Here is an 11,722-nt window from a genome sequence, read left to right on the forward strand (position 1 = left end):
ACGGCTACCACGGGCTTCTGCCAAGGGTACTGCTTATGGCCTTCCTACGTACATCCGCGTTCCACGCTTAACCTCTCTCGTTTTGAAGTACAACCGAATCCTGCTGAAGCTGAGCGGCGAGGCCCTGATGGGTCAGCAACAGTACGGCATCGATGCCACCCGGCTCATGCAGTACGCCGAAGAAATCAAGAAAGTAGCCGCTACGGGTACGCAGGTAGCCGTAGTTATCGGGGGCGGCAACATTTTCCGGGGGGTGCAGGCCGAAGCGTTCGGGCTCGACCGGGTGCAGGGCGACTACATGGGCATGCTGGCCACGGTTATCAACTCCATGGCCCTGCAAAGTGCCCTAGAGAAATTGGATGTGAACACGCGCCTGCTGTCCGGGGTAACCATTCAGCGGGTATGCGAGCCGTATATCCGCCGGCGGGCTCTGCGCCACCTAGAGAAAGGACGCGTGGTTATTTTCGGGGCTGGTATCGGCTCCCCCTACTTCACTACCGACTCGGCGGCTTCATTGCGGGCCATTGAGATTGAGGCCGACGTGGTACTGAAGGGCACCCGCGTGGATGGCATTTATACCGCCGACCCTGAGAAGGACCCTACCGCCGTGCGCTACCCCAAATTACGTTTGATGAGGTAATGGCGAAAAAACTCAACGTCATGGACATGACGGCCTTTACCCTGTGCAAGGAAAATAACCTGCCTATTATTGTGTTCGACATGAACAAGGAAGGCAACCTGCAACGTTTGCTCGACGGCGAAAGTGTAGGCACGTTGGTAAGTATGCACGGCGCAGCACCTACGGAGTCGGCTGATGCTCACCACAGTAGCCTGCAACCCGCGCTAAAGCAGACTCCGGGCGAACAGGCATGAGCAGAATCACATGCGGCGGCGGACTGGTAGTAGTACATTAGCAGTCAAGCCCAGCATTTCTTCACTTTTATATTCACCTTTCAACACTTAACATTTCAGAAGTGGACGAAGAAATTAAGTTTTATCTGGACGAGGCGGAGGAATCGATGGGCAAAGCCCTGCAGCACACGCAGGTTGAGTTTGCCCGAATCCGCGCGGGTAAGGCTACCCCGGCCATGCTCGATTCTTTGCGAGTTGACTATTACGGCACGCCTACCCCGGTAGCGCAGGTAGCTAACGTAGCCGCTCCCGACGCCCGGACGCTGTTCATCAAGCCCTGGGAAAAGAACATGATCAGCGAAATTGCCAAGGCCATCAAGAATAGCGACTTGGGCTTGAATCCGCAGTCAGATGCCGAAGGTGTGCGCCTCAACATTCCGCCCATGACGGAGGAGCGCCGCCGCGACCTGGTAAAGCAGGCCAAGAATGAGTCCGAAAGTGGCAAGGTTCGTATCCGCGGCATTCGCAAGGACGTGAATGAAGCGCTCCGGAAGCTGCAGAAGGAAGGTGCCGCCGAGGATGCCGTTAAGGATGCCGAGGCGAAAGTGCAGAAGTTCACGGACAGCTACATCAGCAAGGTTGATGAACTGCTGAGCAAGAAAGAAACCGAAATCATGACCATCTGATTTCGGCTTCACTCACAGAAAAGCCCCAGCCGATTGGTATCAGCTGGGGCTTTTCTGTGAGTGAAGAATCTACGCTACTGCTTATGTGCGCCAGTAGCCAGCTGCCAGAATTTGTTGTTCCACCGGTTCCGGCACGAGGTAGCGAATCGACTTGCCCGCGCGCACACAACTGCGTATAAACGTGGCCGATATATCGAGCAAGGGGGCATCTACAACCTGCACTCCCGGCTGCGGTTTGCTGTCGGTAGGCGTTACACCTGGGCGGGGATACACATACACCTCATTCTCAGCCAGAATACGGTCAGCGTCCTTCCAGCGCGACAAACCCGGCAGGTTATCCTCTCCCATCAGGAGCACAAAGTGGTAGCCCGGGTGACGACGGCGCAGCTCATCCAAAGTATCTATGGTGTAGCTAGGCTTGGGCATGCTAAATTCCACATCGAGGGCCCGTAATCGGTCGTTACCAGCAATAGCAAGTTGCACTAAGCGTAACCGCGCTTCTTCGGGCAATAACTCTTGGCCTACCTTAAATGGGCTCTGTGGTGATACAACCAGCCAGACCTCATCCAAGTCAGTGTGGGTGGCCATGGAGTGAGCCAGAATCAGGTGCCCGGTATGAATGGGGTTAAACGAACCAAAAAGCAGCCCTACTTTCCGGCCGTTTGGGGCGGAAGCAGGGCTGCTCACAAAATGGCAGATTCAGCCGTAATGAAATTGCGTACTAGTCTTTCCGCCTCGTCGATGGCCCGTTCCAAGTCGTCATTCACGATGGTGACATCAAAACGGTCTTCAAAAGTCAGCTCGAAGTTGGCCTTGTAAAGACGGGCCGAGATGCTAGCATCAGAATCAGTGGCACGGTTGCGTAGACGCTGCTCCAAAACCTGCAACGACGGAGGCTTCACGAAAACCGCAAGGGCGCGGTCTTTGTAAAACTCTTTGATACTGAGGCCACCTTTTACATCCACATCCAGCACAGCATGCTGTCCGTTTTGCCAGATGCGCTCAACCTCTGATTTCAGCGTGCCATAAAAGGCTCCTTCATACACCTCTTCCCACTCCACAAAGTCATCGTGCCGGATTTTCTCCTGAAACTCCTGAACGGAGATGAAGTAATAATCCTTGCCGTTGGCTTCGGTGCGGCCACGCTTGTCGCGGGTACACGCTGAAATAGAGAAGCTTAGCTCCGGAATCCGTTCCAAAAGCCGATGGACGATAGTTGTCTTACCGGCGCCGGAAGGAGCCGAAAAGGCGATGATTTTACCCTGCATCGGGCAAAATTAGGCCATTTCTGCTTTAACTCTCGCAAGAATTGAGTTTGACAAAGAAGAAGGCGCTCCTTTCCGGCCAACATGCTGGGCGAGGAAATCCACGAAAATGTGTTGCTTCTCAATGCTGTCAAAGCACGGGGAACAATCTTCGGCGTGGTTGATGAAGTAATCCTCATCCTCCGCCGTGGGCTCATGCCCGACGATAATCTGGTCAAGAATTGTGTTCACGCGTTCACAGTCGGGGCCGTTGGTGGGCACCGCGCTTTGGTTGGTTTGCTTTGTAGAAGTGGTTTCCATAACGGGGACCTAACAGGAGGGAGTTATTCGTTTTCGTCGCTAATCAATTCGTCGTCACCTTCGCCTTCCGAGCCATAACCCATTGACTTAGCGTAACGTTCGAGTTTATCTTTCAAGAAATTGCGTGCCCGGTGCAAACGAGAGCGCACCGTTCCGATGGGGATATCCAGCACCTTGGCCATTTCCTCGTAGGTGAACCCTTCCAGGTCGCAGAGGATAATGACGGTACGGAAATCCACGGGTAGCGAGTTGAGTGCGCTAGCCACCTCGTCGCCGATGAGGTCACGCACGGCTTGCTGCCGCATGTCGGTTGAGGTGCTGCCGGCGTCGCCATCGGCCTCCACATCTTCCGAGTTGTAGTACCCTTCGATTTCGCTGTAATCAACCTTGGCAGGCTGCTTACTTTTTTTGCGAAAATCGTTGATGAACGAATTTTTCAGGATGCGAAACAGCCACGCTTTGGCGTTTGTTCCTTGCTCGAAGTACTCAAAGAAGCGATATGCTTTCAGATAAGTTTCCTGCACAAGGTCATTTGCATCATCTTCATCGAGGGTAAGGCGGAAGGCGAAGTTGTACAGAGAATCGAGCACAGGCATCAGTTCGGCCTGAAAACGCCGGTCTTTTTCCTCTTTACTCAGTTTTGGTACTCGTTCGGGGAGTCGCTCATGGACACAAAAAAAATTCGGCTGAATATTGGAAAAATACCGCCGTTAGACAAATGTAGAACTTATACCATCCGCGGAAAGGAAGGTTTTGGGGGTGCTGTTTCTTCGTTCCGTAGCCACTACCAGAAATCCATACAGGAATACGAACAGGTTGAAGCTGGTTTGTAATTCGAGCAGCGAATCAGCGGACATGGCCAGCGCTTGTAGCAGCAGGAACCGATACACGTACGGGTTACGCCGCTGTGCGGGTTGCACAAGAGGCCCGAATAACACGAGTAGCCAGAGCAGCAGCCCCACAATTCCGCCCCTACCAGTTGGTGCAGATACTGGTTGTGAATCATGACGCGGTTTTCTGGCCGCAGGCCGTGGTTCTGCCAGTCGTACTGCTCCATCATGGCTCGGTAGGCATCGGCCGGCCCAACCCCAGCCACGGGTGCTGGCGGGCTACAATGGTAGCAGTTTGCCAAGCTGCCAGCCGCCGCGACCAGGAATACTCGTTGATATCGTTGTTGCGCTCAAACTGCTCGATGTCGTAGCTGGTGGCTTCTACCCGCTGCCGCACAGACTCCAAGGACTGATACGCCAGCCACGGCCCCGCTACTAAAGCCACGAGCAGCGCTCCGCCCAGCCACCACCGCCGCCGCACCAAAAGCAGTAGTAGCGCGTCGATCAGGAGCATGCCGTAAAGCGCCATCAGGCCCGTCCGGTAGGCTAACACGTGCAAGGTCAGCACGCAGATAGCTACGGCCAGCAGCAACGCCCTCGCAACAGAGAAGTAGCAACAGGCTCGCGCCGCAACGACAGACCAAAAAAAGTTGCCAGTGCCAGCATTAACCCAAAGTGAATGTGGAAGATGCGGGTGATGGACGGCATGCTCTGGCCCGAACCAAAGGCAATGTTGGCAGCAGTAGGATCTAGCAGGTACTGCCCTACCGTAGCCGCTCCCACCAGTGCCACTCCGACGACATAGAGCACTCCAACTCCGCAGCGCTGGCGGCCACTCAGAGGTACGGCCAGCCCAAAAGCCAGCGGCACACCCAGCCACGGCAATAACCGAAATGCCTCGTGCCGCCACGTAGGCCAATCTTGGGTGTAGAGGGCGCTTAGCAATAGGAGTCCGTACAGGGCGGCGGGCCCCCACACGGTGCGCAACCGTAGCCAACTAGGTACCTGACGAGCAATTCCTGGGTTGGCAAGAGCAGCTAATACGCCTACTACTGGGCTGAGCGCTATTAGGGCGCGGGAAGTCAGCAGCCCAACTACTCCAGCTACACAGGCCAGCAGCAGCAGGTACTGCGACAGGCGGCCGGAGCGCCACCACGCCTGCCACACAGGCTCTAGGGTAGTTGTAGGGGTAGTTAGCGGGCTCATTCGAGGAGGCAAGTAGGTCAGAAAGCCGCAGACGGCAAAGGCTGCCACTGCTGAATACGGGCCAGCGCCTCCACCGGCTCCAACGCCTTAATACAGCTACAGGCGGCAGGCTGAGTTCGGCAATCTTGGCAATCGGGCCGGTCGAAAACGAGGTACTCCGCGTGCTGGCCCAGCGGTGCCCAGCGGCCAGGATGCATGGGCCGAATAGGCGGGTACAGCCCCAGAGCATAACGGCCTAACGCTGCCGCTACGTGCAGCGGCCCCGTGCTACCGGCTACCAACCCATCGGAGGCCCCAATGAAGGCTAGTAATTCCGGCAAACTAAGTTGGCCCGTAAGCTCCGCGGCAAGGTAGGACCGGTGTTCCGCTAGCCATTCGCGCAGTTCCTCTCCTTCAGCGGCCGTGCCGGTCACAAATACCCGGTGGCCGGCTTGGTGCAGTAGGCGCGCCAGATTACCGAAATGCGCCAGCCCCCACTCACGGGCGCTACCCCGGCTGCGGGGGTGCAGGATGATGTTGAGCTGGCCGGGGCGGCGGGCGGTCAATAGTTCCTGATGGGCGGGCTTCACGGCAACCGTGGAAACCAACCGGACCAAGGGTGCTACCTCCGCCAGGGGTAGGGAAGCCGCAGTTTGGAGTAGCGGCTCCAGCAGTTGCAAGTTTAGTTGGGCTTCGTGCAGGAGCGAGTTCTTGCGGCTCAGGGCTACCAGCCGGTTACAAGTCAGCCAGTGAAACCACCGGTTGCGGGTGCCAACGCGCACCGGAATACGAGCCTGCCGGGCCAAGCGAGCCAAGTGCTTATTCGGGAAAACGTGCAGAATAACGTCGGCCTGCTGAGCTTGCAGCGTGACTACCTGCTCAGGTGTTGACAGCTTCAGCAACTCATCGAAGTTGAGAAACCCATCTATCCAGGGGCACGCTTCGGCTACGGCTTGGGTGTAGGTGCGGCCTAGCAACACTACTCGGCAGTCCGGAAAAAGCTGTTTTAGCCGACCGGCTACGGGTAGGGTAAGTACCACGTCGCCGATGGCATCGGTGCGGCTGAGGAGAAAGGTGGTCATGCAGCTTCTTTCGTTTTCAGCTTGGCAAATTTCAGAAATACGCCCCAGGCAGAAATAACGGCAATGCTTAGCCCCGCAAACCCATCCAGAAACCCTAGTCGCAGGAAGTAGCCATGGGTGAACTTCCACCAGGGCTTGAGCAGCAGATGAAACCAGGACACCCGCCGTCGGCCCCGCAGCCACAGCTCATCGGCCGCAATGCTGGTGAAGCGGTTGAGTTGGCTGACGTGCTGCTCCACGGAATCGTAGGAATAGTGCAAGGCGTCGCCGGTGAGGGGTAGCGGCGCGGGCTGACCGGGCTGCAGTTCGTATCGCTCATGTAATAAGAGCCCCTCCCACTGGCCCCGGCGCCGGTCGTAGAGCCGGAGCTTACGGTCGGGGTACCAACCGCCGTGGCGCACCCAGGAGCCGCAGTAGTTGGTTAAGCGGGCCAAAGTGTAGCCGCCCCCCTGCCAGTTCTGCTTGGCCGCCTGAATGCTTTGGCGTAGCTCATCCGTCAGCACTTCGTCGGCATCTAGCTGCAGGACGTAGTCGTGGTAGGCTTGCGCGGTGGCAAAGTTTTTCTGTTGCACGTAGCCCTCGAAGGCGTGCTGCACTACCCGGACCCCATGCTCCTGGCAGATGGCAACGGTAGCATCCGTCGAGAAGCTGTCAACCACCACAATGTCGTCGGCTATGGCACGCACAGCGTCCAGGCAGCGGCCAATGTTGCGCTCTTCGTTATAGGTAATGATGACGACGGACAAGAGAACGGTGGGCATAGCGGCGCAAATATCCGCAATTTGTACAGGCTACAAGTCGGAGCCGGAAGCACGCATGACATTCGTACGCCAAGTACCCCTACCCTAGCCTGCCTCTAGATACTCGACTTACCGGAGGTTTCGCTACGGGGCTCTATTTGGGCGCAGCTTCGAGAATGCCATGCAGCAGACGTGCAGCCCCTAGCGGTGCGTAGCCGATAGTTGCGTAATTCTTACCTCTTTACGAGCAGATTTGCGTATAGAGGAGCTCACTCACTTCCTTCGTATGGCCACAGCTGTGCAGCCCATTGCCCTGGTTACGGGCGCCACTTCTGGTATTGGTGAGGTAACTGCCCTGGAACTGGCCCAACAAGGTTACCACGTAGTGCTGCTAGCCCGTAGCGCCGAAAAAGCCGCCCGCACCCGGCAACAAATCCAAGATGCAGTGGGCCTGGGGCACCGAGTAGATGTGCTGCTTTGCGACCTAGCCGACATTAGCCAGATTCAGCGGGCAGCCGCCGAGTTCAACCAACGCTACCCCAGCTCGACCTACTGGTAAATAATGCGGGGTTGCTGTTTGGCAAGCCTCGCCAGGTTTCCGTCGATGGGCTGGAAATGACCCTGGTCACCAACCACCTCGGCCCATTTTTACTAACCGCTTTGCTGCTAGACAAGCTGCTCCTGAGCCCCGCGGCGCGCATCATCAACGTGGCCTCTATGGCTTACAAGATGGCCCAGCCCCGCCTCAACGATTTAGGCCAAGAACGCAGCTACAGCCCTTTGCAACAATACGGCAACACGAAGCTCTACAACATTATGTTCACGCAGGAGCTGGCCCGACAACTGCGCGAACGAAACATTACCAACGTAGTTACCAACAGCTTACACCCCGGCGTAATAGCCAGCAATTTCGGCTCTAATGCCAAAGGTTGGCTGGCTAAGGCTACCTCCCTATTGCGCCCTTTCATGATTTCGCCCCAAAAGGGCGCCGAAACCACCCTCTACCTAGCAACCGCCCCAGAAGTCGGGCAGGTGAGTGGCGGGTTCTACATCAAGAAGAAGGCCGAGGCGGTGAAGCACCCTTTCAACACGCCGGCCAACGCTCAGCAGCTCTGGCAAGAATCGGAGCGGCTGGTAAAGCGTAACTTCTTTCTAGATTGAGCTTCTACCTTATACCGCGTCGAAATGGTAGCGTTAGCCTGGACTTGCCTGAATATTGTGCTTTTAGTGTTGATTATCTACGCTTGGGTACGGGTATTCAAGGTACTCCGGCGAGAAATCGGGGTAGGCCTGGCTCTACTCTTCCTACTTAGTTTGACGGCCTTTAGAGGAAGCTCGTCGGAAAGCACGAGGCAGGCTAAAAACCTACTGTCACCTGACGGGGCCCGCGAAGCCATCGGCAATTGGAGCACTAACGCCACTGTCCCGCTTAACGCCAACAACACGCTTCACCTTCGGGTAGTAGCCCTACGCACTGATTCTACCCTGCGGGCGCTAGGCTTATACACTACTATATCCGGCCTTATGCTGGGCCACGAGTGGAAGCATTTGGGCGGCATTGTAAACACCAGCAACACGGGCCTCACTTACCAAATCCATCTGCTACATGAGTGGAAATTGCTGGGAGCAGGTATATACACAAGTTCTGAAGAATACGCTGGCCGCCTCAACAACGTCCACTGATAAACTGTCGGCACAAAAAAGCCCCGCTCCTTTCACAGAAGCGGGGCTTTTCACATGAAATAACTACCTCTTAGTAGCGGTACAAGTCCGACTTGAACGGGCCTTCCACGGGTACGTTGATGTAGTCCGCCTGCTTGGGCTTTAGCTCATCCAGCTCTACGCCGATTTTGGCGAGGTGCAGGCGAGCTACCTTCTCATCGAGGTGCTTGGGCAGGGTGTACACTTTATTTTCGTACTGGTCGGCGTTCTGCCACAGTTCCAGCTGGGCCAGCGTCTGGTTCGTGAACGAGTTCGACATTACGAACGACGGGTGACCGGTAGCGCAGCCCAGGTTTACGAGGCGACCTTCAGCAAGGATGATTACCTCTTTGCCTTCAATATTGTACAAGTCTACCTGAGGCTTCACCGTGTCCTTGGTGTGGCCGTAGTTCTTGTTCAGCCAGGCCATGTCAATTTCATCGTCGAAGTGCCCGATGTTGCAGACAATGGCTTTATCCTTAAGGGCGCGGAAATGCTGCTCCGTGATAATGTCGCAGTTGCCGGTGGCCGTTACCACGATGTCGGCCTCTTTGATGGCGTTTTCCATCTTCTTCACTGCGTAGCCGTCCATGGCAGCCTGCAGGGCACAGATGGGGTCAATTTCGGTTACAATCACGCGGGCACCAGCGCCGCGCAGCGAGGCAGCCGTACCTTTTCCTACGTCGCCGTACCCAGCTACCACGGCAATCTTGCCGGCCATCATCACGTCAGTAGCGCGGCGGATAGCATCCACAGCCGACTCTTTGCAGCCGTACTTGTTATCGAACTTCGACTTGGTAACCGAGTCGTTGATGTTGAAGGCGGGCATGGGCAGGGTGCCGTTTTTCACCCGGTCCAGGAGGCGCAGCACGCCCGTGGTGGTTTCTTCTGACAGGCCTTTGATGCCCGCGGCTAGCTCCGGGAACTGGTCCAGCACCATGTTGGTCAGGTCGCCGCCGTCGTCCAGAATCATATTCAGGGGCTGACGCTCCTCACCAAAGAACAGGGTCTGCTCGATGCACCAGTTGAACTCCTCCTCGTTCATGCCTTTCCAGGCATATACCGGAATGCCAGCGGCCGCAATAGCAGCGGCGGCATGATCCTGGGTAGAGAAGATATTGCAGGAAGACCACGTTACGTCGGCACCCAGCGCAATCAGCGTTTCAATCAGCACGGCCGTTTGAATGGTCATGTGCAGGCAGCCAGCAATACGCGCACCTTGCAAGGGCTTGCTGTTGCCGTACTCCTCGCGCAGAGCCATCAGGCCGGGCATTTCGGCTTCGGCTAAGCGGATTTCTTTCCGGCCCCATTCGGCCAGAGACATGTCTTTTACTTTGTACGGAACGTAAGCCGTGGTCTTGGTATCAACCATGATGGTAGTAGCTGGAATGCGTTGTCGCTTTTCAACCACAAAGATAGCCAAATTGTTAGTAGGCCCGAAAGCAACAAAGCCCACCCCTAATTGGAGCAGGCCTTGCTTAGCTGGCAGTAAATGTGGCTTAGTTATTCTGGATGATGACAGCCTGCGCTTGCTGAGCCGCTGGCACCCCAGCCCCAGAAATGCCTCGCACTACAATGGTGTAAATTTTGCCGGCTTCAAAGTTCTTGGTACCCGTTCCGGAGCCGCTACCATCGCCTACGGCCAGCACTTGCGTGCGGGTCGTGCCCGTGCCAGCAGCAGTAACGCTCAAGCCAAGCGAGGCAGCATTAACCGCCACAAAGCCAGACGCTGCACCAAAGGCGACATCCGTGGTAAGGTCAGTGGCCGCGCCGCCGGGCACCGGTGACGGCACGCTGAGCCGAACGGGAGAGGGCGCCCCTACGGCCAAATGCACCAACCGAACTTTGGCCTGGTTGGCAGCCGGCGCCGACAGATCATCAGAAACCGGCAACAGGGCCGCGCTACCAATCGTGGCAGTCGGCGAGTACACGAACACTGAGTAATTCTGGTCTTTGGCAACCGTTACCCCCTGCGTAACAACCGTTTGGCTGCCGTTATTGATTTTTAGGGTGGGCGTGCCCGCATTCACTTTCAGGTAGCCGCTGCTCTGGCCATAGTTGAGCTGTCCTATCTGCTTGTCATCGGCCAGGGCGGTTACCTGCACGTTAGACGAGGCCGCGGCGTGAGAAATCAGAACGTTGCCTTGGTCGGGAGTTGCCACGTTGTTATCGTCGTCATCGGAGCAGGCCGAGAAAGTAAGTGCCGCCGGCAAGGTAGCCAGGAGTAAGGCCGGACGCAGGAAGGAAGTCAGCGTTTTCATAGAGAGCAAATTAGTGAACTGACCGTCAGAACGAAGGGCCTTGGGCTTTTGTTGAGTGGAGCACGAAATTTCCCTCGATGAATTGCACTTTTTTCTCGCCAAAGCGCTTAGGTCCCTGAATGATTGTACTCTAGATTTGTACTCATGCATCAGCTGTTTCCAACTCGCTTTTCCGGCGCCCTGCGCCGCTCCGTGCTTGCTGCCTCCTGCGCCCTAGGGCTGAGCCTAACGGCCCAGGCGCAACAGGCCAACACCATTATTCGCCTAAGCCCGGAGGACAAGGCGCGGGGCTTTAATGGGGTGCAGAAGAACTTCTTCTTTACCACGGGCCTGGGTACTACAGAAGGCGAATATCAGAATGCCGGCTTCTTTGGGCAACGCCTGCGCCCCTACCTTGCTGGCAACGAGGAAGCCCTAGACAACTTGAACCGCTACCGCCGGCAGAAGTGGCTGTACTTAGCTGAACGCGCCACGTTTGTTGGAGCAGTAGGCCTCTACAGCCAGCAGGTACTGGCTCTGGATGAGAAGCAGCAGTATTTCAATGGCACGCAGCAGGTAGCGGCCGGCGTGGCCATAGCCAGCTTGCTCAGCAACATCTTTATTTCCCGCAACACGAATTCCCACTTTCAGCGGGCCGTGGAAGCTAACAACGCCGGACTGCCAGCCGCGCGTACGGGGTCTGTTCAGCTGCGGCCCAGCGCCGTGGGCTTGGCCGCCAGCCGTACCGGTCGCCCAATGGTGGCTCTGACCTGGAACCTGCGCTAGTCTGCTTCACGTTTACAACCATTCCGGATTAGGTGTTGCCTCCGTGGCAATGTCT

Annotated in this window: 14 protein-coding genes and 2 pseudogenes; 5 read left to right on the forward strand and 11 right to left on the reverse strand. The window is 56.5% G+C overall.

The window, feature by feature from the left end; translation table 11 throughout:
• Positions 1–82: 82 nt before the first annotated feature.
• A pseudogene (gene pyrH, locus MUN84_RS08170) lies at positions 83–873 on the forward strand (UMP kinase).
• Positions 874–974: 101 nt separating this feature from the next.
• Complete coding sequence (gene frr / locus MUN84_RS08175) at positions 975–1,538, forward strand: ribosome recycling factor (protein WP_244697398.1); 564 nt, start codon at positions 975–977, stop codon at positions 1,536–1,538.
• An 81-nt stretch (positions 1,539–1,619) separates the two neighbouring features.
• Here frr and nadD read toward each other — a convergent pair whose 3' ends face one another.
• The 9 genes from nadD to MUN84_RS08220 form a co-directional block, all read right to left on the reverse strand.
• Positions 1,620–2,225, reverse strand: a complete 606-nt coding sequence (nadD, locus tag MUN84_RS08180; RefSeq protein WP_244697400.1) for a nicotinate (nicotinamide) nucleotide adenylyltransferase — start codon at positions 2,223–2,225, stop codon at positions 1,620–1,622.
• Positions 2,222–2,806, reverse strand: coding sequence for a guanylate kinase (gene gmk / locus MUN84_RS08185; protein WP_244697401.1), 585 nt, complete (start codon positions 2,804–2,806; stop codon positions 2,222–2,224). The genes nadD and gmk overlap by 4 nt, the downstream gene beginning before the upstream one ends.
• Before the next feature lie 9 nt (positions 2,807–2,815).
• Complete coding sequence (locus MUN84_RS08190) at positions 2,816–3,103, reverse strand: hypothetical protein (RefSeq protein ID WP_188556018.1); 288 nt, start codon at positions 3,101–3,103, stop codon at positions 2,816–2,818.
• Positions 3,104–3,126: 23 nt separating this feature from the next.
• Entirely contained in the window at positions 3,127–3,699 is a 573-nt protein-coding gene (locus MUN84_RS08195) for a sigma-70 family RNA polymerase sigma factor (RefSeq protein ID WP_410780077.1), read from the reverse strand.
• Between the two features lie 188 nt (positions 3,700–3,887).
• Positions 3,888–4,163 (reverse strand): hypothetical protein, encoded by a 276-nt coding sequence (locus MUN84_RS08200; RefSeq protein ID WP_244697403.1) that lies wholly within the window; start codon positions 4,161–4,163, stop codon positions 3,888–3,890.
• Positions 4,160–4,525 carry an O-antigen ligase family protein gene (locus MUN84_RS08205; protein ID WP_244697405.1) on the reverse strand — a complete coding sequence of 122 codons (366 nt, stop codon included), beginning with the start codon at positions 4,523–4,525 and terminating at the stop codon, positions 4,160–4,162. The genes MUN84_RS08200 and MUN84_RS08205 overlap by 4 nt, the downstream gene beginning before the upstream one ends.
• The gene (locus MUN84_RS08210; RefSeq protein ID WP_244697406.1) at positions 4,510–5,139 is read right to left on the reverse strand and encodes a hypothetical protein; all 630 of its coding nucleotides are present in this window, start codon (positions 5,137–5,139) and stop codon (positions 4,510–4,512) included. The genes MUN84_RS08205 and MUN84_RS08210 overlap by 16 nt, the downstream gene beginning before the upstream one ends.
• 17 nt (positions 5,140–5,156) lie before the next feature.
• Entirely contained in the window at positions 5,157–6,200 is a 1,044-nt protein-coding gene (locus MUN84_RS08215) for a glycosyltransferase family 9 protein (protein WP_244697408.1), read from the reverse strand.
• Positions 6,197–6,961, reverse strand: coding sequence for a glycosyltransferase family 2 protein (locus MUN84_RS08220; protein ID WP_244697409.1), 765 nt, complete (start codon positions 6,959–6,961; stop codon positions 6,197–6,199). The genes MUN84_RS08215 and MUN84_RS08220 overlap by 4 nt, the downstream gene beginning before the upstream one ends.
• A 265-nt stretch (positions 6,962–7,226) precedes the next feature.
• On the opposite strand from MUN84_RS08220, the pseudogene MUN84_RS08225 reads away from it, so the two are divergent.
• Both MUN84_RS08225 and MUN84_RS08230 read left to right on the forward strand, forming a co-directional pair.
• A pseudogene (locus MUN84_RS08225) lies at positions 7,227–8,101 on the forward strand (SDR family NAD(P)-dependent oxidoreductase).
• Between the two features lie 153 nt (positions 8,102–8,254).
• Complete coding sequence (locus MUN84_RS08230) at positions 8,255–8,623, forward strand: hypothetical protein (RefSeq protein ID WP_244697411.1); 369 nt, start codon at positions 8,255–8,257, stop codon at positions 8,621–8,623.
• 70 nt (positions 8,624–8,693) lie between these two features.
• On the opposite strand, the gene ahcY is transcribed toward MUN84_RS08230, so the two are convergent.
• Together ahcY and MUN84_RS08240 are read right to left on the reverse strand one after the other, a co-directional pair.
• Entirely contained in the window at positions 8,694–10,013 is a 1,320-nt protein-coding gene (gene ahcY, locus MUN84_RS08235) for an adenosylhomocysteinase (RefSeq protein WP_244697413.1), read from the reverse strand.
• 127 nt (positions 10,014–10,140) lie between these two features.
• Positions 10,141–10,902 carry a DUF4397 domain-containing protein gene (locus MUN84_RS08240; RefSeq protein WP_244697415.1) on the reverse strand — a complete coding sequence of 254 codons (762 nt, stop codon included), beginning with the start codon at positions 10,900–10,902 and terminating at the stop codon, positions 10,141–10,143.
• Between the two features lie 144 nt (positions 10,903–11,046).
• Here MUN84_RS08240 and MUN84_RS08245 point away from each other — a divergent pair, with 144 nt between their 5' ends.
• Entirely contained in the window at positions 11,047–11,667 is a 621-nt protein-coding gene (locus MUN84_RS08245; RefSeq protein WP_244697417.1) for a hypothetical protein, read from the forward strand.
• The last annotated feature ends 55 nt before the right edge of the window (positions 11,668–11,722 follow it).

The organism is Hymenobacter sp. 5516J-16 (genome assembly GCF_022919335.1).
Lineage (GTDB): Bacteria > Bacteroidota > Bacteroidia > Cytophagales > Hymenobacteraceae > Hymenobacter > Hymenobacter sublimis.